This window comes from Novosphingobium acidiphilum DSM 19966 (assembly GCF_000429005.1).
GTDB classification, from domain to species: Bacteria; Pseudomonadota; Alphaproteobacteria; order Sphingomonadales; family Sphingomonadaceae; genus Novosphingobium; species Novosphingobium acidiphilum.
Window position 1 is genome coordinate 96,059 of sequence record NZ_AUBA01000012.1, and the last position, 26,786, is coordinate 122,844.

At 64.2% G+C, this 26,786-nt stretch carries 1 protein-coding gene; it reads right to left on the bottom strand.

Translation table 11 applies throughout. The features are described from left to right. Positions 1 to 74 precede the first annotated feature (74 nt). Complete coding sequence (locus G404_RS20645; RefSeq protein WP_211230776.1) at positions 75 to 26,666, bottom strand: hypothetical protein; 26,592 nt, start codon at positions 26,664 to 26,666, stop codon at positions 75 to 77. Positions 26,667 to 26,786 lie beyond the last annotated feature (120 nt).

Here is a 26,786-nt window from a genome sequence, read left to right on the forward strand (position 1 = left end):
GGTCGTGCCGATCGTTTCTTCGCCAATCGGGGAAAAGTGACGCAGCGCCCCCGCACTGCGTCACGTAACAATGTTTAACCAATGATGTGGGAAGAGGTCAGGCTGCCCAGTTGTTCGTAGTTGACCCCGTGCAGCACGGCCAGTTCGGTCAATGTCCCGGCGGTCACGTGGTGCGATCCATTGTCGCGCCACAGATAGACATCGGTGTTGCCCGAACCGTCTTCGATCAGGATCAGTTCGGCCGCACCGGTGGTGCCGTTCAGCGCCGTGGCCAGGTGGTTGTTGATCGAATGCGTGCCGTTCGTGTTGAACGCGGCGGCAACCGCCGACGCGCCGCTGGTGGCAAAGTCGCTAAAGACCAGCACTTCATCGTTGCCCAACGCCGCCGCCGTGTAGGTGTTGGCATCGAACAACTGGATGTCGTGGACCACATAGTTCGTGCCCGCGGTGTGGTGCATGGTGGTATCAAGCGCGCTGAAATTCAGCGTATCCCCGGTCCCGTCCTGCGCAATCGTAAAGCCGTCGACGATAAAGTCGTTGGCGCTGCCCGAGAACACCAGCGTATCGCCAGGCACCGTGTCGGTGGCCGCAGCCGTGCCGATATCGGTTGACGGATCATAGGTACCCGCCGGTTTGCCCTGCGACATGTCGATCAGATCGCCATGCCCGTTGCCGGTAAAGGTGTCGGCAAAGTTGGTGCCGGTCAGCGTATAGCCGCTGTGTCCGGTGGTGGCGTCGACGATGTTGACCCCGCCTGCGGTATCGGCGCCCCAGGTGATGCCGTTGGCCTGCGCCGCGGTCATCGTGGTGGTGCCCGAAGCCAGGTTGACCGCGTTGAAGCCCTGCAGATCGGTGGTGGCGGCCATCGTGCCCGAATTGTCGAACGTCAGGATCGCTGCACCGCTGCCGGTAAACGCGGTCTGGTACGAGAAGTCATAGGCCACGGTGACATCGCCATGCAGCACATTGGCATTGCCGGTCAGAGACATGCCCCCCTCGACAATGGCATTGCCCGACAATTGCGCCGCGGTCAGATCGAAGGTCTGGCCATCGATGACCGTTGCCACCCCATAGGCATGCGCCGATGTCGTCTGGAAGATATCCGACGCCCCGATCATGCCGTTGTCCGTGCTGCCGGCGGTGATCTGCGTAACATCCAGAGTCGTGACATTGAGCAGGCCGTTCAGCGTCAGGCCGTCGGCATTGCCGGTCAGCACCAATTCGCCACCATAGAGGCCGTTGACGGTATGGGTCGACAACACCGAGGCCGCCGAGGTCAGCGTCTGCCCGGTTCCGACAGCGACAGTCGTCGATGCCAGACCAAGATTGGTGTTGCTGTCGAACGTGGCGCTGGTGCTGAACCACACCGTGGTGTCGGCAACCGCGTCATGCGACAGGTCGAATGGGCCAGGCGTCGAGGTATTCACCTCAATATCGACGTGGCCCGAACCCGTCAGGGAAAGCCCGTTGGCCTGATCCGACCTTACGTCCAGCCCGCCACCAACATTTTCCACGCTATTCGCGAACACGAGCTCCACCGAAGCCGCGACATCGCGAAGCGCAACGGCGCTGACAATGTCACCGGTAATCACCAGCGAGCCGCTGCCCAGTACCGTCAGGCCGTTTCCGTTGCCCAACTCGCCTGCGGTAACCAGCAGTTGCTGACCCGTTTGCAGTGTCGGGATGGAAAGGGCGTGTCCCGATCCATCGCCCAGGTCACCACCATAAACGCCGATGCCCTGCATATTGGTCAGATCGATATTGGTCGTCACACCGGCCAGCGACACGTTCGAGGTCAGCGCATTGCCATTGCCGTCGTTTTCGAGAACCAGCGTGCCTGCCCCGGTCAGGATCAGGCCATCGGCCTCTGCCGCGGTGACCACCAGGTTTTGCCCGGCGCCAAAGCTGCCGATCGAGATCACATCGCCATTGCCATCGACAAACGTGTTGGCTGTGGTGCCCGCGGTTACCGCCACATGCGTCAGATCGATGTTGGCGGCCACGTTTTCCAGATGGACCGCACCGCTGATCGCGCCACCCAGCGCGACAGTGCCGGTATCCTGGTTGTAGTTCTGACCGGTGGTAACGGTCAGGCCAGTGGCCTGTGCACCGGTCATGGTCAGCGTGGCATTTTCAACGTCGACCCCGCTGGCGAACTGCAACGCAACCGAGCTGGCCACATGGGTCAGGTCGGTATCGGCAGCGATCGTACCATCGATCGCCAGCGTGCCGCCGGTCGATGCCGACAGGTCGATCGCGCCGCTGCCCGCCAGTTCGGAACTGTTCACCGTCAGGGTCTGGCCCGCGACCAGCGCCATGGCGTCGATCGTGCCGGTGCCATCGGTGAACAGGCCGGATGCGTTCACCGTCACCGCCAGGTTGGTCAGGTCGATATTGGCACTGATCCCGCCAAGGTTGGCGCCGGTGGGAGCCAACGTCCCGCCATTGACATTGATGATGCGCACGGTGCCGGTCTTGGTGCCGGTGGCATCGCTGGTGGCGTTGATCCCCGTGGCTTCGGCCGCCGAAACCACCAGCGTGCTGCTGTTGGTCACTGCGATCGAGGCGCCGTGGGCGTCGGCGAAATGGATCGCCGCGCCGGTGACATTGCTCAGATCCAGCGTGTCGCCGGTGGCCAGATCACCTGTCACCGCCAGGGTCGAGCCGGCCACGCCGGTCAACGCCAGGCCCGTCGCGCCCGTCAGTTCTGTGGCGGTCGCGGTCAGCGTCTGGCCCGATTGCAGCGTGGGCAGCGTCAGCGAACCCGGGCCATCGGCCAGGATGCCGTTGCCGTCGACAAACAGCAGGCCCAGATGCGTCACGTCGATATTGGCGGCAACATTCGACAGGTCGGTGGTGCCATACAGCGAACCGCCCGTGGCGTTGTCGACAACAACCACCGTGCCGGTGTCGACGCCCGCATTGACCCCGCTCAGGATCGTCTGGCCCGACAGCTGCATCGACTTGATCGTCAGCGTGGCATCGGCGGTGCTGGTGCCGACCTGGACATTGGCGCCGGTGTCCTGGCTAAAGACCACCGCCACACCATCGCCCAGTGCCGACAGGTCAACGCTGCTGGCGATATCGCCGGCGATATTGACTGTGCCCAAACCGGCAATCGCCGCCGCATGCCCGGCCATTTCGGTGGCCGTAACCAGCAGCGTCTGGCCGGTGGTCAATGTCGGCAGCGTGATCGCACCGGTGCCGTCGGCCAATGTGCCGCCGGTGTTGGCGGTCACACCCGCCAGCGCGGTCAGATCGATGTTCGCGCTGATCCCGCTCAGGTCAATCGCATGGTCGATATGCCCATCGGCCATATCGACCAGCGCCAGCGTGCCGGTGTTCAATTGGCTGCCATCGAGCGCGCTGGTGATCGTCTGGCCGGACACCGCGTCCGCCTTGATCGTCAGCGTGGCATCGTTGCCATTCGTTCCGATCTGGCTGGCGATCGATACCACCATGCTATCACCCAGGCCCGCCAAGTTGATGCTGTTGCTGATCGCGCCTTCGACATTCAGCGTGCCGGTTCCGGCCAGCGTCAGCGCCGATCCGGTCAACTGGGTGGCCAGCACCGACACCGTCTGCGCGGCGCCTGTCGTGCCAAAGGTGATTTCGTCGCTGCCGATGGCAAGATTGTGGCTGCTGTCGATCGCCACGCCCGACAGCTGGGTCAGATCGACGCTGGCGCCGATCGTGCCCAGGCTGACGCTGGCGGCGGGTGCGCCTTCAAGCACCACTGTGCCGCCGCCGTTCGACGAAACAACCAGCCCGCCTGCGTTGGTGATATTCAGGTCGATCACATCGCCGGTGGTCAGCGCGATGCCCGCGCCGCCGCCGAATTCGACCGCGACGCCCTGCAGCGCGGTCAGATTGACCAGGTCGTTCGCAGCGGCAGTGCCGGTAACATTCAGCATCGAGCCGGTCTGACCCGACAGCGCCAGCCCGCTGACGCCCGCCACGGCATCGACCGCGACATCCAGCGTCTGCCCCGATTGCAGCGTCGGCAGCGTGATCGCCCCCGAGCCGTCGGCCAGATTGCCGCTGCCGTTGACCGACAGGTTGCGCAGCTGGGTCAGGTCGATGTTGGCCGCGATATTGGCCAGATTGATATTGCCGCCAAGAGTATGGGTTATCGCCATATCGACCACGGCAACCGTGCCGGTGTCGACATTGCTGCTGTTCTGGGCGCTGCCAACCGTCTGACCGGTGATCTGGCCCGACTTGATCGTCAGCGTGGCAGCGGCCGAGGCCGTGCCCACCATGACATGCGCGCCGGCGTCATGGCTGAATGCCACCGTCATGCCATCATCGAGCATCGACAGGTCGACACTGGCGGCGATGTCGCCGGCAATGTTCACCGTTCCGGTACCCGGCATGGTCAGCGCGCCGCCGGTCAGTTCGGCGGCCGTCGCAAACAGCGTCTCACCCGAGGCGAGCGCGGTTACGAAGAGGTAGCCGTTGCTGTCTGCCAGATAGCCCGAACCGTTGACGGTCAGACCCGTAAGCTGGGTGACATCGATATTGGTAGAGATGTAGCCCAGGTAGTCAGGCCCGCCGATCGTATGGTCGGCAGAATCGATCAGCACGATCGTGCCGGTATCGTTGCCATTGGTATCGACGCCGCTGGCAATGCTCAGACCCGACAGCTGGGCCGCCTTGATCGTCAAAGTCGCGGCCTGCGTTGCGGTGCCGAGGAACGTGTTTGCCAAAGGCGCAAAGTGCGAGAACGCAACCGTTACGCCATCGCCCAACCCGCTCAGGTCGACGCTTGAGTTCATCACGCCTTCGATGCTCAGCGTACCCGAACCGGTCAGCGCCAGGGCATGGCCGGTCAGTTCGGCGCCGGTCGCAAACAGCGTCTGCCCCGATGCCAGCGTACCCAGCGTGATCGCGCCGGTGCTGTCGGCCAGTTTGCCCGTGCTGTTGACCGTCACACCCGACAGGGCGCTGAGGTCGATATTTGCCGAAATGCTGGCAAGGTTGACCGCGCCGCCCAGCGCGCCGACCAGATCCACCGTGCCGGTGTGGTCGGTGCTGGTCACGGTGATGCCGCTGGCCAGGGGCGATGCGATTTCCAGCGCGCCGGTCTGGCTCAGGTCAAGCCCGGTGCCGCCGTTGAAGGTGATCGTAACCGCACTGCCCACGCTGGTCAGGTTGATCGTGCCGGCATGGTTCAGGTTGCCGGTCACGTTCAGCGCACTGCCCGTCACGCCCGCCAGGGCAAAGGCATTGCCGGTCAGCAGGTTGGCCGCCACGGTCAGCGTCTGGCCCGCGGTCAGCGTGCCCAGCGTGACGGTGTTGCCGCTGGCGGTTTCCTGCAGCACGCCCGATCCGTTGATCGCCAGACCCGCAAGCTGGGTCAGATCGATGTTGGCGGCGATATGGCTGAGGTCGATCGCGCTGCCCAGCACGCCGGTGCTCATGTCGGCGATCACCACGGTGCCCTTGTCCGCGCCCAGCGCGGTCTGGGTGGTGGTAACCGTGCGACCGGTGATCGCGGCGGCCTTGACCGTCAGGGTATAGACCCCGTTGATCGACACGTTTGACCCGGCATCATGGCTGAAGCTGATCGTGACATTGTCGCCGACATTGCTCAGATCGACGCTGTTGGCCAGATCGCCCTCGATATTGAGGATGCCGCCGGTCGATGTGGCCAGGTTGATCGTGCCCCCGGCCAGTTCGGTCGACGCCAGCGACAGCGTCTGGCCGGTGGCCAGCACCGGCAGGCTGATGGTGTCGCTGCCGTCGGTCAGGACGCCCGCGCTGACCCCGACATGGGTCAGTGCCGACAGATCCAGATTGGCCGCAACGCCCGACAGATCGAGGTTGGCGGTCAGATGGCCCGACGCACCGGGGTTGTCCTTGACCGCAATCGTGCCGGTGTAAGACCCGCTGCTGGTGCCGCTGGAGAAATTGACCCCGGCGGCGAGTTCGGCCGCCGACACGGTCAGCGTGGCACCCGAAACCAGCACGGTGCGCGCAGCACCCGCGCTGTTGACGAATTCAACCGTGACGTTGGTCGACACGCCGCTGATATCGACGTTGCCGCTGGTCACATCGCCTTCGATGTAAAGCTTGCTGCCGGCCGCGCCGTTGATCGCGGGGGCGCCGACCAGTTCGTTGGCGGCAACCCACAGCGTCTGGCCCGATGCCAGTGTCGGCAGCGTGATCGACGCGTTGGCATCGCCGAATTTCGAGGTGACGGTGTTGTACGCGACACCCGCCAGCCCGGCCAGATTGATGTCGGCGGTGACATGGCTGAGATCGACGGTCAGGCCGTGGGTGCCCAGCAGGTTCTGCGCCAGGCTGTCATCGACCAGCACCAGCGTGCCGGTGCCCGCACCCAGGATATATTGTCCGCTGGCCTGCGCACCCTTCATCGTCAGCACTGCGCCCGAGGTCAGCGTGATCTGGTTGCCGCTGTTGATGCTGTTCGAATCGTTGGCATCGGCGAACGAGATCGAGATGTTGTCGCCGACCTGGGTCAGATCGATACTGGCAGCGGTGTTGCCTTCGATATCGAGCACGCTGTGCACCGAACCGCCCAGATAGAGCGCATTGCCGACCATCTGCGACGACAGCACCGACAGCTTCTGATAGCCGACCAGCGCCCAGTTGTTGTTGTTGTAGTTGTTGTCGATCTGGTTGCCCGAAGCATCGCCAAACTGGTTTGAGCTGTTAACGGTGATCCCGGTCACCTGGGTCAGGTCGATATTGGCCCCGATCGCAGACAGATCGGTGTTGGCCGCCAACGCGCCGACCAGCACGACATTGCCCGAAATCGCCTGGAACTGCGTCGAGCTTTGCACCGACAGACCAGTGGCCTGGGTGGGCGTCATGGTCATCGTGTTGTTGGTCAGCGTCAGCGAACTCGACGTGATGCCGCCGCTGACGGTGGGGTTGAATTCCACCGTGATGGCGCTGGCGATACCCAGCAGGTTGATCGCGCCCATGCCGCTGGTCAGATTGCCGCCCAGCACCAGCGTGCTGCCCGCAGCGCCGTTCAGCGTCAGTTCGCCATAGCCGATCTGCGACAGGTTCAGATCGACCGACTGGCCGCTGATCAGCGTTGGCAGCGACACATATTTGTGGCTGGCGCCGCTGGCCTGCAACACGCTGCCGCTCTGCACGCTGTTGCTCAGCGTCAGTTCGGACGCCCCGGTAAGGTTCAGGCTGGCGGTGATCGCGGTCAGGTCGACATGCGTGGCCGAACCGAGGTTGCCCATGCCGTTCGAGAAATCGATCGTGCCAGTGCCGGTCACGGCAAAGCCGCTCGACTGATCGAGGCGGATGTACAACGTGCCCGCGGTGCCGAGGTTGAGATGGCTCAGCCCGTTGCTGTAGTTGATTTCGATCGCGACATTGCTGCCGATCCCGGTGACGTTGAGCGCATTGGCGTTGGTGTTGCTGTCAAAATCGCCGTGCGCGATGAGCATCGCGGTATGCCCGCTGACCGGGCTGCCCGCGTTGATCGTCAAACCTGCCGTGCCCGAAATCTGGTCGGTCAGGACGGTCAGGGTCTGCCCGACCGCAAGGTTGGGATTGAGCACGACCCAATGGCCGCCGGTGGCATCGTAGATCCAGTTTTGATAGACCCCGCCCATGAGGTAGTCCCAATAACCATTGTTATAGGCCACATAGACGTTGCTGCCACCCAACTGCGTCAGGTCGATATTGGCGGTTACACCGTCCAGATAGACGCTGGACGTATCAAACCCGCCGATGACCTGAACCGATGCAGTGCTGTAATTGTTCAGCTTGGTCAGATATCCCGCATAAGTCTGATTGGCGCGCAATTTCACCGTTACGCCATCGGCAATGGTGTCGGTAAACTGGTTGAAATAGTTGCCGTAATATTCGCGATAATAGGTCGCCTGGAAATTGTTGGTCGCACTGAAATAGACCGCGAAAGTCGGGCTCCATGTGGTCAGATCGACGTTCTGGGTGATCGATCCATCGATCACCAGATCGCCGGTGCCGACCAGCCCGCCGGTGCCGCTGGTGCGATCGGCCGCAATCGGATCGATCAGGCTGTTGGACCCGGCCCCGCCGTTAAGCTGGCTGAAGGTTGCTTCCAGCGTCTGGCCGGCGAAGGTCGGCAACAACACCTTGTCGCCGGCGCTGTCTTCGAAATAGCCGTCGGCATTGTTGAACGCGATCGCATTTCCGCTCAGCGACGTGCTGTTCGCGTCGCCATAGGCCAGCGAGATATCGACCCAATCGTTGATCGAACCCAGCGGCAGCGTTGTCGCATACGTGGTCTGCGTCAGGTCCACCGTGCCGGTCATGCCGGTGATGCCGATGCTGCCGCCGCTGTAACGGCCATCCATCACCACGCCGCTGGCCACACTGCCCGCCATCACCAATTGCGTGCCCCGATCGAGCAGCAGGTGATCGACGCCGAACGCGCCCGAATAGTGAATCACACCGTTGCCCTGCGAGAATTCGAGCGTAACCACGCTGGCGTGGATCTGCGTGAAGTTGGCGCTGATCGCACCGTTTTGCACCAGCTGCTGGACGTTTTCGACCAGCACCTGGCCGTTGCCGAATTCCAGATGCAGGTTGCCCGCTTCACCGCCGCTGAGCGTCAGCAGCTGATCGGCATTGGGGCTGGTCGGCAGCGCCATGTACAGATCGTCAAACCCGGTCAGCGTCGGATCGGCCACGGTATAGGCCGATCCGCCCTGGCCGTTGTAGGTCAGGTTTTCCAGATCGATGCTGGTGGTGATCTGCGTCAGATTGGCTTCGGTGCTGCCCGTGGGCAGGTTGCCATAGACATAGACGGTGTTGGTGCCGTTGCCGGTGATGTCCTGGTTGCTGACCTGGGTGGCGTAGATATACAGGTTCGAACTGCCGCCCAGATTGAACACGCCGTTGGTGCCGCTTTCGGCGGTACGCGTTACCAGCGCACCTTCGGTCACACTGCCGCCGTTGGGCGCAACCAGCACGTTCTGCACGCCATCCTGGAAGCTGAGCTGCACCGCCTGATTGATGTTCAACGTATTCAGGCTGCTGTTCGCGGCGATATTGCCCACGATATAGACGGTGCCGGGCGTGCTGTCGTTGGCGTTGGTCACCGTGCGACCGTTGGCCTGCGTGGTGTTCAGGATCAGGCCCGCGCCTGCACCCAGCACGAAATTGTCACCCGTGCTGTTCGAACCCGAAGCCGTGCCCGAGAACGTGTGCCAATAGTTGTTGTAGCTGTTCTGACCCAGCTGGGTCAGGTCGATCATGTCGCCGTTGGGCACCAGATTGCTGATGTAGATCCAGTACTGCCCGTTCGAGGCCACGCCATTGACTTGCGCGATATTGAACCACGCACCCGGGTTGGTGTTCGAATTGATGGTGTTGTTGACGAAATTGACCGGGACCGAAATCGTGGTCAGATCGTAGAAATACCCCCAGTTGAAATTGCCGTTGATCAGCACCGAGCCGGTGCCGTCGGGCGAAGTGATCAGCTTGTTGGTCGCTTCAAGCGGGGTCATTTCGAGCACCGCATTGGCGCTGAGCACGAAATTCGACACCGAGGTATAGGCCACCGGATCGGCTGCGGATGTCAGGTCGGTGGTGTTGCTGCCGGTGGTCGAACCCGAACCGGCAACATCGACCTGCAGCGTCTGCGTGCCATTGCCGCCATAGGCCGAGAACCCGCCCGAACCCTGGCTGTTGACCGAGATGGTCATCGTATCGGCCGCGGTTTCCGCTGCATTCAGGCCGGTGGCGCGGCTGCCGCCGTTGTTGATGTAGAAATAGACCGTCTGCCCCGGGGTCATCGTCGTGGTGAACGTGCCCGATGCGATCCCGCCCTGGTCAAGGTTTACGCCCCAGCCAGAGTTGGGGCCATTAACCCCAAGGTTGTCCTGGCTGTAATTGGCATTGTACAAAATCTGCGTGCCGGTGCCAAAGCCCGAGGTCCACCCTGGGTAATAGCTGTTTTCGCCATAGTTGTTCGACTGCACCGTGATGTTGAAGGTCACGATGCCATAGCTGGTGGCGGTGTAGATATATTGCGTGTTGGTGCTGTCGGTGTTGGTGCCGGTGATCGTGAACGATCCGTTGGCATTGGCGGTGATCGACCCGTTGTTGTTGGTGTTGACCAGGCCCGCGGCCCAGGCGGTTGCACTCAACGGCAACGTGGATGCCACGCGCGCCAGATCGACGCTGGCCGACAGCGCGGTGCCGGCAACGCTGGGGTTGGCTTCGAGCAGAATCGTCGAATAGGTCCCGGTGGTGGCGATACCATTGGCCTGGGTCGGCGTCATGGTGACCGTGATCGGGCTGGACTGGGTCCCGCTGATATCCACCACGCCCTTGCTGCCCGCATCGTTCTTCGTGGCATCGCCCGCATCATAGAACGACAGCGTCAGCTGGGTGTTGGTCGCCAGATAGCGCAGATCGACGCTGCCGGTCAGATTGCCTTCGATATCGATCGCGCCGGCGCCCGAAACCGACAGCTGGTTGCTGCCGATCAGTTCGCCCTGGCTGAGGAATACGGTCTGGTTGTTCTGCAGGACCAGCGCGCCATTGGCGCCGGTGCTGTCGATATACCCGTTCGCATCCGACAGCACGCCCTGGCTGTTGACGGTCAGGTCCAGATTGCTGAGGTCGATATTGGCAGTGATGTGCGAAATGTCGATCGCACCGGTGCTTGCCGCCAGCGCCTCAAGACCATTGGTCACGGTGCCGCGGCCATGGACCACAACCGTGCCATAATTGGCCGACACGTTCGACGCGCCGGTCAGCGATTGGCCGGTGATCTGGTCGCTATAGGCGATCAGGCTGGCGCCTGCCGCCAGTGCTGCGGTGCCCAGACCGGTTTCGGCGCCATCGCGGAAATTGACCGCAACGCCCGTGCCCACACCGCGCAGATCGATCGATTTGGCGATGTCGGTCTGGATATTGATCGCAGCACCCGTGCCCCCCAGCGTGATGCCGTGGGTGCCGGCGATTTCGGCCGTGGTCACGCTGAGCGTGCGTCCGGTCGCCATCGTAGCGGGCAGTGCGACCGTATAGGTCGTGGTGGTGGTCTGGTTGCCGACGACCGCCGAAGTGGCCGAAAAGCGGATGTTGCCGCTCGAATCGGTGCCTTGGCCCGCCACATTGGTCAGGTCGATATTGCCCTGGATGTGCGACAGGTCTTCGCCCCCGGTGGCCATGGCGACGATCGCCCCGGCTACCAGCTGTGTCACCGATGGCGACAGCGCCGCGATATTGGTCGCCGTGTCGTTCATGCTGGCCAGGGTCGTCACACCGGTGTTGGTGACACCGCTGGTGACATCCAGCGCCTGCTGCGCGGTGACCGTGTTGGTCACGGTGATATTGGTCGCATTGCTGAGGAATGTCTTGCTGCCGCTGGTGCTGGTCAGCGCGGCTTCGATATTCTGGATCGTGTCCGAGATCGAATAGACGAACGCCTTGGTAAAGCTGAGCAGTTCCACCGCCTGTGCCGCGGTGACGGTGCCTGTTGCCACGACCTGGCCGGTCACATGGCTCAACAGCGCGTTGGTGAAATTGTTCAGAATGTTGGCAACGGTATCGACCACCGAGAAATTGAACACGGTGTTGGGGTAATTTGCAGCCATCGTCGCGATGCGCGCGCCGGCGGCGGCATTGGCCGCACCGACAATGCCGTTGATCGTGTCGGTGACGTTGAACGCACCCGGCACGAAATTGGGCAGATCGGGGTAATCGCCGAAATAGTTGTCGCCATCCTGGATATAGGCGTTGCCGTTCCAGCGGGTTTCAAAGCTGTTGGTCCCGCCGCTGTACCAGCCGCTCCAGCCTTGCAGCGCAGCAATATCCGCGGCGCTGTCATAGACCGACCACAGGATCTGTTTGCCGGTCTGCTGTTCAAGCTGTGCCAGCGTGATCGCCTGCGCCACGGTCGCGCCATTGGTCACGGTGATATAACCGTTGACCTTTGACAGGTAATAGCTGCCCGCGTTGATCACGTTCTGCGCGGTGTCGGAGAAATTGCTGAGCGAATAGGTGCCCGGGTGCGAGCCTGAGTTTTCGAAGTTTCGCGCCGTGTTGTAATCGAACACGCTTTGCGGGTTGATCACGGTCCAGTTGGCAAACGTGCCGCTGCCGGTGGTGTAATTGACATTGACCACCAGGTGACCGTTGCTTGCGGTATAGCTTTGCACCGTACCGGTCATCGAATTGCCGACCCCGTCGGCGATTTCGACGGTTTCACCCACGGTATAGCTTTGCGCCAGGCCCGTGCCGATGGTCAGCGTCTTGCTGCCGCCGCCGATTTGCAGCGATGTCGTGCTGGTCGTGCTGCTGGCATTGGTTTCCACCAACGAGAAGCCCTGCACGCCGCTGGGCACCGCGGTGACCAGATGCTGCGCCGAACCGGTTGCCCCGAAATCGGCCTCGAAATCGGTAATGTCGGTCGTAACGGTCTGGATGTCGACGTATTTGCCGGTCAACAGCCCCGACGAAAGCAGGCTTTCCGCGGCCAGCGCGGTCATGCCCGTGCCATCGGCGTTCAGCTGTACCGTCACGCTTGCCGCGTTGGCCACCAGCGACGCCAAAGACCCGCCGGTCAGCGCGGTCTGGAAATCGGCCGCGGTGTCGGCCTCGGCATAGCCGGTGATCGCCGACAGGTTGGCCAGTTCGGCCGCCTGGGCGAATGTTGCAGATCCGGTGATCACCACATTCTGCGCATCGACAATCGCCGAATTGACCGTGGCCGCGCTGGTCGCCGCCGCAACCGCTGCGGCGATGTTTGCCGCGCTGTCGGTCAGCGAATAGACCACGTGGCTGTTGGCAAAGCCGTCGAGCGTGATCGCCTGGCCGATCGTGGCCGGCGTGGTCGCGATCACCGCAGTGGCGTGCGACAGCACCGCATCGCTCGATGCGGCAAGGCCCGCTGCGGTGTCGGCCACCGCAAAGCTTACCGTCAGCGACGATCCGTCGATGATCGCGGCCTGCGCCGCGGTTGCTGCGGTCGATGCCTTGATCGTGGCGCCATCGGCGGTCAGCACCGCCTGCAAGTCGGCCAGGTTTGCGCCGCCGCCGCTGTTGGCGATGGCCGCGGCGATGTTGGCGGCGGTGTCATAGACGTTGCCGGTAACGGGCAGCAGCGCACCGATCCGGTCGGTGTGCAGTTCCGCCACGGTCAGACCCTGGGCGGCGTTGATGCTTTCGACGACGATGCGTCCGGTGGCATCGGTCTGGATATGGTTGCCGTTGAGCTGTGCCGCGGTCAGTTGCAGCTGGGCGCTGTACAGACCGCTGATGTTGACACTGATCGTGGGCGCCACGCTGGTCAGATTGACCGGATTGCCCGCGGTCACGTTGCCTTCGACGTTCAGCGTGCCGGTGCCGGCCAGGTTGAGCCCGGCATTCTGCCCGGGGCCGACCAGACCGCCGCGGATCTGCGAACCGTCAAGCGTCAGCGACTGGCCGGTGGCCAGCGACGGCAACAGCACGATCCCGTGGTTGTCGGTCAGTGCGCCAAGGCTGACCGCGCTGTCGATCATCAGCCCGGCAAGCAGGGTCAGATCGATATTGGTGGTCACATTGGTCAGGTTGGTGACGTAGGACAAGTGTCCGGTGTCGTTGTCGGCCAGCTTGACCGTGCCGTTGCCCGCCGACGACAGGTTGCCAAAATCAAGCGAGACAATCTGACCCGCAACCGTGGTTACGGCCTGTTCGGCCTTCAGCGTCAGGGTCGCGCCATTGCCGATCAGCACGGTGCTGGGCAGATTGACCAGCACCGCATCGGCGATGCCCGACAAATCGGTGCTTTGCGCAAAGCTGCCGGACACGTTGACCTGGCTGCCCGCAGCCCCGGTCAGGATCAGCTTGTCGGCGGTGGTGGCATTGGCCAGCTCGCCCGCATTGACGGTGATCGCCTGGTTGGCCGCCAATGTGCCAAACGCGATCGATCCGGTGCCGTCGCTGAACTGGCCGGCAACAACGTGCAGGTTGGCCAGATTGGTCAGATCGACATCGGCCGTGACGTGCGACAGGTCGATCGTTGCATCAAGAGACCCGGTATCGTTGTCATACAACACCAGCGACGATGCGGTCCCGCCATTGGGGACAAGCATCGAAATGGTCTGTCCGCTGGCCTGGCCGACTTTCATCAGCAGCGTCGATTCGTCGAGCTGGATCGATGAATGGGTGTCGGACGCGCTGTCGACAAACGACATCGCGATATCGCTCTGGATGCCGCGCAGATCGACGGTCGAACCCATGGTGGGGTTGCCGGTGATGTCGATGCGGCTGGTGGTCACACCTGTGGCGTGGGTCAGATCAAGCGCGCCGGCCATTTCGGCGGCGGTGACATACAATGTCTGCCCGGCCACCAGCGGGCCGAACGACACGCTGTGCGTGCCATCGCTCAGCGCGTTGGCTTGCGACGTGGCGGTCACCAGACCGCTCAGCGCCTGGACGTCGATGCTGGTCGAAACCCCGCTCAGATCAAGGTTTTCACCCAGGACCGAACCCGTGTCGCGGGTGATCAGCAACAGACCCGCAGCGCCACCCGGGGTCACGCCATAGACCTGGCGCCCGTTGACCAGCGCGCCTGCGGTGGTCAACGTCACCGCATTGAGGATGTTGACCGCCGCCTGGCCGAAATTGCCCGTGAACGTCTGGGCGGTTTCGACATCGGCAATGACCTGGCCACCGGTTGCAAAGACATGCGACAGATCGGCCGAATTGTCCCCCGCGATCAGCGTGATGATCGCCGTCGCCGCACCGAAATCGATGTTGTTGGCAAAGTTGTTGGCCTGCGCATAGGTCATCGTCATGACCTGCGACGCGGCCAGCGTGCCCAGACTGATCGTGCCGCCGCTGGCATCGGACAGCAGCCCGCCGCTGGTCACGACCAGACCCTGCAACTGGGTAAAGTCGATGTTGGTGGCAACGTGGCTCAGATCGAGCGCCCCGCCCAGCACACCGCTGCCATTGTCGGCCAGCACCACGGTGCCGGTGTCGACGCCCTGCGCCTGCGTGCTGGCCAGATGCAGGCCCGACAGCTGTGCGGCCTTGACCGTCAGTTCCGCGCCGCTGATCGTTGCGCCGGTGCCGCCGTTGAAGGCCAGCTGGAACGCATCGCCCAGCGCGGTCAGATCGATGTTCTGGTTGTAATTGCCCACCACATTCAGCGTGCCGCCGCTCGAAGCGCCGATCGCGGGCGCGCCGTCCAGCAACTGGTCCACGCCCATCGACAGGCTTTGGCCCGCGACAAACGCCGGCAGCGTGATCGTGCCACCGCCGCTGTCGGTCAGCACGCCGCTTGGCGTGGACAGATTGGTCAGGCCGGTCAGGTCGATATTGGCCGCAACATGCGACAGATCGAGCGCGCCCGAGGTGTCGAGCGTGCCGTCGGTGTTGTAGGCAACCTTGACAGTACCGGTGTCGGCGCCGCTGTTCACCGCAGACAGGATGGTCTGGCCCGACAGTTGCACCGCCTTCATCGTCAGCGTGGCATTGGCCGAAGCCGTCCCGACAGTGACATGCGCGCCGCTGTCGGCGCTGAAATGCACCACCACGGTATCGGCCAGGCCGGTCAGATCGACATTGGCCGCAATATCGTTCTCGACATTGAGCGTGCCTGCGCCCGCCACCGCCAGCGCATGGCCGGTCAGGTTGGCCGCAGCCGCCAGCACCGTTTGCGCCGCTGTCAGCGTGGGCAGCGTGATCGCACCGGTGGTGTCGGCAAGCAGACCCGCGCTGTTCACAGTCGTTGACGACAGCGCGGTCAGATCGATGTTGGTGGCGATCTGGCCAAGCGCAATGGCCCCGCCCAGATTGCCGCTGGACATGGCGACAACCGCCAGAGTGCCGGTATCGGCGCCCGCGTTGACGCCCGAGATGATCGTCTGGCCCGAGGCCTGACCTGCCTTCATCGTCAGCGTGGCCGGGGTCGAGCTTGTCCCGACCATGACATGCGCGCCGGTATCGCCGCTGAACACCACCGACAGACCATCGCCGATCTGGCCCAGGTTGGCGTCATGCGCGATGTCGCCCGTGACATTCAGCGTGCCCGTGCCCGACAGTGCCAAAGGATTGGCCGACAGGTCACCCGACGTCACCGTCAGGGTCTGCGTCGCGCCCAGGCTTGGCAGGTAAACCGCGCCTGTGCCGTCGACCAGGCGGCCGTCGGTGTTGACGGTCAAGCCGGCCAGCGCGGTCAAATCGATATTGGCCGAAATATTGGTCAGCAACACCGAACCGTCCAGCCCGCCATCGGCCATGTCGACCAGCGCAACCGTGCCGGTATCGGCCCCGCCGTTGACGCCCGAGATGATGGCAAGGCCCGAGGCCTGACCCGCCTTCATGGTCAGCGTGGCAGCCGCCGATGCGGTGCCAACCTGTACATGCGCACCGGCATAGCCGCTGAACGCCACCGACAGGCCGTCGGCAAGATGACCCAGGTTTACGCTTCGCGCGATGTCACCCTGGACATTGAGCGTGCCCGTGCCCGTCAGCGCCAAAGCGCCGCCGGTCAGGCTGGTCGCGCCGATCGTTACTGTCTGCGTCGCCGCCAGCGTGGGCAGCGCAACCGTGCCGCCATGGCCGTCGGTCAGGGTGCCATTGCTGACAGCCATGTCCCACAGCCCGGTCAGATCGATGTTGGTCGCCAGGTTGGCAAGATTGAGCGCGCCGGTGGTGCCAAGCGTGCCATCGCTGTTGTAGACCACCATGACAGTGCCGGTATCGGCCCCGTTCGCAGTGGCGCTGGTGACACTGCGCCCGGCCGCCTGGCCGGCGGCCAGCACCAGAGTGGCACCCGACACCTGCGGGCTGGGCAGCGCCGCGCCCGCCGTGGTGATGAAGGCCACGCCGATCGGGCCGGCAATGTGGCTGAGGTCGGTGTAGCTGGTCAGCGCGGTGCTCGCCAGACGGATTTCGAGTGTCCCCCCGGTTCCGGTCATCTGGACCGGCGTGCCGGCGACAACCGCCGAGCCCAGGATCAGGACATTGCCGCTGGCCAGCGATGGCACCGTGATCGTGCCCGCCGAGCTGCCGGCAAAGGTGTTGTAATTGACCGAAAAGCCGGTGAGATCGGAAATGCCGCTCAGGTCAACGGTCAGGCCCGGCGTGCTGCCCGACACCGCGGTGCCGATCGCCATGCCGGCAAGATCGATATTGGCACTGCCCAGCGTGCCACCCAGCGCAACCGTCGGCGCATTGCCGCTGCTGAGCGAGGCGTTGGTCACCACGTGGACGCTGCCCGCGCTGGCGGCGTTCATCGCCAGGACATCGCCCTTGGCCAGCGACACGGTGTTGTTGGTGCCGAACGTCGGCGTAACCGACGCCGCAAGGTGGGTCAGATCGATCGTCCCGGCGGCGTTCACGATCAGCGTGCCGCTGCTGTTGAGCGCGCCCGTCACATTGACAATGCCCGCACCCGCCACAGTCAGCGCCGTACCGGTGGCCGCGCTGGTCGCCAGCAACTGGCTGGCCGTCACGGCCAGCTGTTGCCCGCTGGCCAGCGTCGGCATCGTGCCAAAGCCGATCTGGCCGCTGGCGGTCGACATCGCTGCACCCGCAAGCGAGATGTTGCTCTGCACGTGGCTGAGGTCGATCTGGTTGGTGTAGGTGCTGGTCAGATCAATCTGGCCCAGCACTGCGCCCGAACCGAGGTTCTGGACATGCGCGCCCGAGGCCGCGCTGGCCTGCAGCGTCAGCGTGTTCTGCGACGCCAGCGTGGCCGACGTCGGAATTTCGACCACGACCGAACCCAGCGCGCTGCCGATCGGCAGCGTGACGCCCCCGCTGGGCACGACCCAGTTGGCCAAGGCGGTGATGTGGCTGAGATCGACCGCAGCGCTGGGCGTTCCGGTCAAGAAGACCGTGCCCGCGCCGCCGATGGTGGCCCCGCTGGCCGCATCGACCGACAGGCCAAGCGATGCCGCGTTCCCGACATTGATCGTCGCATTGGCGATGCCCGCGACGGTACCCGTGATCGTGGCATTGCCGTCGACGTGGATCGTCGCCGTGCCGAAGATTGCGTTGTCGAGGATGGACCCGGCGGACAAATGGACCGAAGCGCTGCCAAGGTTGGCCGCTTCGATTGTCGCGTTGGCGCCGACATCGAGTGCGATCGTGCCCGATCCGCTGACATTGCTGAAATCGATGCCGCCAAACGTCTGGGCGGTGCCCTGGCCTGCACTGACCGTCAGCTGACCGCTGACCGCAATCGTCTGGCCGGTCATTTCCGCCGCATTCAGCGTGAACACCTGGCCCGAAGCGATCGTTGCGGGCAACAGCAGCGTATCGCTGCTCAGCAGGGTTACCTGCGTCAGATCGACCCACTGCAAACCGCTGCCGATATGGCTGAGATCAAGCACGGTGTTGGGGACTGGCGGATCGGTCACGGTCAGCCCGGTGGGCCAGGCGCCGCTGGCGGCATCGACCGAATGGCCATTCAGCGCAAAGGCATCAATCGTCAGCGCGACACCCTGGGCCAGCTCGATCTGGACCGTGCCCAGAACGGCCGCCTGGGTAATCGTGGTGGGCGTGCCCGTGTTGACAATGCTGTAGACCGCAGTGGCGCCCGTCGCGGTGGTGATACCGCTGAAATCGGGCGCAATGGTCCCGCCGGTCGACACGATCGTCAGCGTGCCATTGTTCGCCAGCGTCTGCGTGGTGCCGGTGAACTGGTTGTCGTTGACCAGCAGCGTTTCGCCGGTGTTGACCGCGGTGGGCAGAATGACCGTGCCGCTGATCCCGGTCAGATCGACCGTGTGGCCCGATGTCACCGCCAGCGCACCCAGGTTTGGCGCGGTCGAACCGGCGACTGTGCCGTCAATCGTGATATTGCCCGAACCCGCGATCGACAGCGTCGACCGGATCGAATTGACATCCGCGATCAGGTTGTTGCCGTTGAGCAGGATCCCGCTCAGCCGTGCCAGCGTCGTGGTGATGTTGGGGCTCAGGCTCGCATCGCTGAGATCGGTGCCGCCATCGAGCGACAGGCTGACCGCAACATTGCTGGCAATCCCGCTCAGATCGACCCCGCTCAGGGGGTCGGGCGTGGGCGAATAGGCGGGGCCGCCATGGCCGACCAGCACCAGACCCGCGCCGGTGGCGCCGTTCGCAGTGGTCAGGGTCAGCGCACCGCCCTGCACTTGCGCGGTGTCGAGCGTGATCGTCTGGTTCGAAACCAGCGTGGGCAGCGTGATTGTCCACGGGCCGTTGCTGTGGGCGGTGTCGTTGTAGATCAGCTGCCCGTTGACCACCGTCAGGTCGGGAATATTGGTGAGGTTAAGGCTGCTGGTATAGGCGCTGAGGTCAAGGTTGTTGTGGATGCCGCCGCCGAAGAACGGCGTGATCGAGCCACTGGCCACACCCGCCTGGGTGCTGGTGGTGGTGGTGACCGCGGTCGCGGGCAGATTGCCCATGTCGATTTCGGCATTGCCGTTCAGCCCGACATTCAGCGTTGCCAGACCGGTGAAGGTCTGCGTGCTGTTCTGACTGTTGACGTCCTGCAGCTGCACCGAAGTGACCGCACCCGCGCTGGGGTTGCCATCGATCGTCAGTACGGTCGAACCCGTGCCGGCAATCGACTGGATCACGCCCGCCGTGTCGGTGTTCAGCGTGACATGCGAGACACCGCCGGTGCCTGCCAGCGCGTTCAGCGTCAGCGAATTGGTGACCGAAGGCGCGCTGCCGCCGCCGCCACCGCCGCCGCCCATCGACGAGCCGCCGCTGCTTGACGCCAGCGACATCCCGGTGACTGTCACATGCGACAGATCGACATCGCCTGTCGTGGTCAGCGCCACATTGGCGCCGGTGGTGGCGATCGTGCCCGAATAGACGCTGGCGCCCGCGGTGCTGTCGCTCGCCGCGATCGAGATGGTGCCGCTTGCCCCGCCGGTCACGGTCAGCGTGCCCGAGGTCGCGCCGCCAGTGGCCGCAAGGATCAGCGCCTGCGAAGCCGGACCCGCGGTGCCGTCATAGGTGATGTTGGTGGCAACGGGGATGTTGCCCAGATCGACCGACGTGGTTGCGCTGTCCGCGGTCACGTGCGCCGCGGTCAGCGTGTCGTTCGACCCGATTGTCAGCGCATGCAACGCGGTGATGTCAGAGGTACCCGACGCGGCAACGTTGTCCAGTGTGGTGGCCACGCTCGATTGCGCACCAAAGATCGTCGCCGCCTCCGCCACGGTGGCGGTGCCCGTCGCATGGATCGTGCCGCCCGAGGCGACATGGCCGGCCAATGTCGCCAGTTCGGTCGAGCCGATCCCGGCCAGGTGGGCCGCGGTGTCGACAATGCCCGAAAACGTCACCGTCAGCCCGGGATTGCCGCTGGCCTGCGCGGTCAGGATGTCTTCGGCCTGCTGCGCGGTCACCGTCGTGGTGATGTTGAGCGCGGTTACGCCATGCAGCGTCAGCGGGTTGCTCGATGCGGTCAGCTGCGCGTCAAGCTGCGTGGCGGTATCGGTGATCTGATCGATCGTCGCGACAACACTGCCGGCTTCGTGCGCCTGGATCGCTTCGGCCTGCGCCGCGGTGGTGGTGGTGCCGGTTACGTGGATGCCGGTTGCGGCCCCCAGATAACCAAGCGTGCTTTCCCCCAGAATATGCGCGGCGGTGTCGGTAACGTTGAACACCACCGGCGTCGCAAAGCCGTTCAGCGCAACCGCCTGCGCGGCGGTCGAATGATCGTTGGTGGCAATCGTCCCGCCCGAGGCCAGATCGGCCACCAGCGTCTGCAGCGATCCCGAATTGATCGCGCTGACCAGCGCCGACGAAGTGTCGCTGATCCCGCCGATCGTGGTCGCACCGGTGGCGGCGATCGCGGCAATCTGCTGCGCCTGTACCACGGTGGCCGCACCCGTTGCGGTGATGGTCTGCGGTGCGTCGCTGGCGCCAAAGCTGGACGCGGCGGCGGCAATGTTCGCCGCGGTGTCGGTCACGCTATAGACCACGGGCGTCGCAAAGTTCGACAGCAGCGCGCCATCGGCGGCATTGGCCGCGGTCGACGCGGCAATCGTGGCGCCCTGGGCCAGATTGCCCTGCAGACCCGACAGAACCGTATCGCCTGCGATCGCCAGATTGTGCGCGGTGTCCGACAGGCCGATAAACAGCGCGGCCGGATCGGCCGCGACAATATCGATCGCCTGCTGCACCGTCGGCGCGGTGGTGATCGTTACTGCCTGCACACCGGCAAAGCTCAGCTGCGGGCCGCTGCCCGTAACCACCGCGTCGAAATCGGCCGCAGTGTCCGAAATCAGCGCAATCGCTGCGGTCACCGCGCCTGCTTCGTCATGCTGGATCGTGTCGGCCTGCGCCGCCGTGGTCGAACCGGTGACCGCAATCGTGTTGGCATCGGCGATATAGCCGGTCGAACCCTGGCCGAGGATGGCAATGGCGCTGTCGGACAGGCCGAACGCCACCGGATTGGCCAGATTTTGCAATTGCGTCAGCGCAAGCGCGTCGGCTGCATCCGCAGCATCGGACGCGGTGATCGTGCCGGTCACATCGTGCAGCACGGCGTTCGCAGCGCCCAGGATGGCCGCAGTGGTATCGGTGATCGCGGCGATCGACAGCGAACCCGATCCGGCAGCGCCATACAGCGTGGCCGCATCGGCAACATCAGCCGTATCATTCGCGGTGACCGCCTTGCCGCCAAGGTACGATGATACCGTCAGCAGGTTCGCCGTGGTGTCGGTGACGGCGCTGAACGTAATCGGATGGCTGAACGCTTCGAACGTGGTGACCTGCAATGCCGTCGCGGCATCGTTTGTCGTCACGGCACCTGTCACCAGCGACAGGTTCGCGTCGGCAGCCGCAGCGATGTCTGCCGATGTATCAAGCACCGAAGCGACCGAGGTCGAGCCCGCCGAAGCATGCGCGATCGCGGCAATCTGGACCAGTTGTGCGACAGTTGCCGAACCGGTTGCGGTGATGTTCACCGGCAGGTCGGTCGAGCCAAAGCTGCTCGCGGCTGATGCCAGCGCGCTGGCCGAGTCGTTCACGTCATAGACCACGGGCGTGGCGAACTGCGACAGCGTCGCGCCATCTGTGGCATTGGCCGCAGTCGACGCGGTGATCGTGCCGCCTTGCGCCAGATGCGTTTGCAGGCCGGACAATGTGGTATCGCCCGCAGCCGCCAGATTGGCGGCCGTGTCCGACAGACCGACAAAGGTCGCGGACGGATCGGCGGTCAGGATATCCTGCGCCTGCAGCACCGTGGGTGCGGTGGTGATCGTCACCGCCTGCACACCGGCAAAGCTCAATTGCGGGCCGCTGCCCGTAACCACCGCATCGAAATCGGCGGCCGTATCGGTGATCTGGTCAACCGTTGCCGTAACCGACGATGCTTCGACGGCCTGGATCTGCGCCACCTGGATTGCGGTGCTCGTGCCCGTCACCGTGATGGCATTGGCATTGGCCAGATAGCCGATCGGACCCGCACCCAGCAGCGCGCTGGCGGTATCGGACACACCGAACACCACCGGATGGGCCAGGTTCGGCAATTGCGACAGCGCATAGGCGTCGGCGGCGTCGGCCGTGCCGGACGCGGTGATCGTGCCGGTCACATCGTGCAGCACGGCGTTCGCAGCGCCCAGAATGGCCGCGGTGGTATCGCTGATCGCAGCAATCGACAGCGAACCCGATCCGGCAGCGCCATACAGCGTGGCCGCATCGGCAACATCGGCAGTATCGTTCGCAGTGACCGCCTTGCCGTGCAGGTACGAGGTTACCGTCAACAGGTTTGCGGTGCTGTCGGTGACGGCACTGAACGTAATCTGGTGGCTGAACGTTTCGAACGTGGTGACCTGCGCCGCCGTCGCGGCATCGTTTGTCGTCACGGCACCTGTCACCAACGCCAGATTGGCGCCGGTAGCAGCAGCGATGTCTGCCGATGTATCAAGCACCGAATCGACCGAGGTCGAGCCCGCCGAAGCATGCGCGATTCCGGCAATCTGGGCCAGTTGTGCGATCGTCGCCGAACCGGTTGCGGTGATGTGCACCGGCACATCTGTCGTGCCAAAGCTGCTCGCGGCTGTCGCCAGCGCGCCGGCCGTGTCGACCACGTTATAGACCACGGGCGTGGTGTAATTCGACAACGCAGCGCCCTGGGTGGCATCAGCCGTATCCGACGCAACGATCGTCCCGCCTTGGGCCAGATGCCCCTGCAACGTCTGCAACGACCCGTCGCCCGCCGTTACAAGATTGGCCGAACTATCATAAATGCCGGCAAAGGTGACGGCGGTGTTGGGGTTTTGGTTGGCTTGTTCGGTCAGGATGATGCCGGCGAACGACACCGAAGGCGTATCGGTAATATCGATCGCCTCGACCCCGGCCAGCGTCAGGTGCGCGCTGGTCAGTTCGGCAACAAAAACGCTGCCCACGTCGGTGATCAACTTTATATCGGCGGTAACCGTCTGCGCTTCTGCAGCCTGGATTTGTTCGGCCTGCGGCACACTGGTCAGATGGCCGGCGGTCGAGGTGACAACGATACCCGAAGCCACGCCCAGGTAGGTGGTGGATCCCTGACCCTGACCAAGCAGGTTGTCCGCGGTGTCCGAAACCGTGAACACGATGTGCTGACCCGAATGGTTGGTATATACCGACAGGATAAACGCCTGCGACGCGGTTGCGTCATCGGATGCGGTGATCGTGCCGCTGACGTCAGTGAATACCGCTTCGTTGGCCAGCGCTGCCAGCGTCGCGGCATGATCTTCGATCGCAAACAGGTTCAGGCTCGATGCGTTGGCATTGTACAGCGTCGTCGCATCGACCATGTTTGCCGTGTCGGTCGAGGTAACCACCGTGCCGTGCAGATATTGCGCCACCGTCAGCAGGTTTGCGGTCGTATCGGTGACCGCGGTGAAGATCACCGGATGGGTAAAGCTCTCGAACGCCAGAACCTGTTGCGCATCAGACACATCGGTGGTGCTGACCGTGCCGATCACCAGCGCGAATTCGGCATTGGTACCCGCAGCAATCGCCAACGAGGTGTCCGCCACCGCAGCCACGGTGGTCGTGCCCGTGTTGGGGGCATTGGCGATCAGCGTCAGCTGCACCATGGTGGCCTGATCGGTGACAATCAGCTTGCCCACGCTGGCCAGGAAACCTTCGCCCGATGTTGCCACCTGGGTCTGGATATCGCCTGCGGTATCGGTAATCCCGCCGACAGACACATAGCCGGTCGCGCCCAGCGCAACGATCCCCGCCGCACCCGCGGCCGTGGTTTCGCCCGTGGCGACAATATTGACCGGCACATTGCCCGCGCCGAACGATGCCGCAGCGATCGCTGCGGCAGTGTCGTTGATGCTGTAGACCACATGCGTGACAAACCCGGACAGCGTGACCGCATCCGCGGCGCTTGCCGGACCGCTGGCCGCGATCACCGAGCCCAGGCCCAGCACGGCCGAAATCGCGCCCAGCGCCGTGTCACCGGCCGAGGCGAGCGCGGCCGCCGTGTCCGACACCCCGCCCAGCACGACGGTGCCGGTGGCGCCGATGGCCTGAATTGCCTGCGCACCGGCCACCGTGGTGGTGCCATTGGCGGTAATATTGATCGGCAGATCGGCAGTGCCGAAGCTGGCGGCCACGATATTCGCCGCGCTGTCGGTGATGCTGTAGACCACGGGCGTGGCGTGCGCCGACAGCTCGGCGCCCTGCGCGGCGGTTGCGGGGGCATTGGCGGTGATCGTGCCGCTGGGCGTCAAATTCGCGGCCAGGGTTGCCAGTTGACCGGTCAGTGTCGCGGCAACCAGGTTGGCCGGTGTATCCGAAATCGCCGGGATCAACGCCTGCGCATCAGCCGCCACAATCGCTTGCGCCTGCGCAACGCTGGCCGCGCCGATGATGTTGATCGCGCTCACCCCGGTCAGGCTGAGACCTGCGGCAAGCTCGGCATTGTAATCGGCCGCGGTGTCGGAAATCAGCGCGATCTGCGCGGTAACACCGTTGGCCACATCGCCCTGCAACGCAAACGCCTGCACCGCCGTGGTCGAACCGGTCGCGGTGACCGCAGCAGCATGACCCAGATAGCTGGTCGAGGCTTGCGACAGCAGATTCGCCGCCGTGTCCGACACGCCAAAGGTTACGGCATGGGTAAAGCCCGCCAGCGTCACGGCCTGTGCCGCGCTCGCCGTGGTCGTCGCCGTGACGGCGCCGGTCACATCGGACAACACGCTGTCGCTGGTCGATGCCAGGTTGGCCGCGGTGTCGCTGACAGCGGCAATGCTCAGGCTCGATGCGCCAGCGGCGGCCAGCGCGGTGGCCTGCGCCGCCGTGGCTGCGCCCGTGGCGATCACGGTCGTGCCCGTCAGGTCGGACAGCACGGTCTGCAGATTGGCCGCGGTGTCGGTCACCTGGGTGAATGTCACGGTTGGGTGACCAGTGTCTGCAAAGATCGCAACTTGTGCGGCACTGGCCGGCGTCGTCGCGATGATCGCACCGCCAACCAGCGCCAGATCGGCGGCAGGTGCGGCGGCGATCGCTGCTGCGGTATCGCTGAGCGACCCAACGGTGGTCGCACCGGTGTTGGGGGCGGTGGCAATCTGTTCAAGCTGCGCCACGGTGGCAGCGCCGGTCGCGGTGATCGATCCGACATGCGACAGGAAACCGCTGCCCGAGGTGGTGATCTGCGCGGCGATGTTGGCTGCGGTATCGGCCACGCCGCCGATCGTTACCGATCCGGTCGCGCCGATCGCTTCGATCGCCACGGCATGCGCGGCGGTCGTGGTGCCGGTCGCGGTGATGTTTACCGGCGCATCGGCGGTGCCGAAGCTGGCCGCCACAATCGCGGCGGCAGTGTCGTTGACGCTATAGACCACGGGCGTCGACTGGCTCGACAGGGTTGCGCCCTGCGCTGCGTCGGCTGCGGTCGTCGCGGTGATCGTGCCGCCTGCGGCCAGGTGGCCGGCCAGGCTTGTCAGTCCGGCACCGCCTGCCAGGGCAAGGTTGGCCGCCGTATCGGCAATCGCACCGATCGTGATCGGGGTGCTGGTTCCACCCATCGCCAGGATGGCGTTGGCACCGGCCACCGAGGTGGCACCTGTCGCGGTCACGCTGGTCGGACGATCGCTGGTGCCATAGCTTTGCGCGGCCAGGTTCTGCGCGGTGTCCGACACCGCATAGACCACCGGCGTCGCCAGGTGCGACAAAGCTGCGGCCTGCGATGCATTGGCCGACGTCGTCGCCACAATCGTGCCGGACGAAACGAGATCGCCGTGAATGGTTTGCAAAGTGGTGGGGTTCGCCACAGCGATATTCGCAGCCGTGTCCGAAACGCCGCCAATCGTCGTTGTCGCCGCACCGATCGCGATGATCGCCTGCGCACCGGCCACGCTTGTGGTTCCGGTCGCGGTCACGCTTGTCGGCGCATGGACCGAGCCAAAGCTGACCGATGCCAGGTTGGCAGCCGTGTCACTGACACTGTAGCTGACCGCATGGCCCAGGTTTGACAGAATCGCGCCTTGCGCGGCCGTGGCCGCGGTCGTGGCGACAACTGTTCCGCCGACCAGCGCCAGATCGGCAGCAGGTGCGGCGGCGATGGCTGCTGCGGTATCGCTGAGCGAACCAACGGTGGTCGCACCGGTGTTGGGGGCGGTGGCAATCTGTTCAAGCTGCGCCACGGTGGCAGCGCCGGTCGCGGTGATCGATCCGACATGCGACAGGAAACCGCTGCCCGAAGTGGCGATCTGCGCGGCGATGTTGGCCGCGGTATCGGCCACGCCGCCGATCGTTACCGATCCGGTTGCGCCGATCGCTTCGATCGCCACGGCATGCGCGGCGGTCGTGGTGCCGGTCGCGGTGATGTTTACCGGCGCATCGGCGGTGCCGAAGCTGGCCGC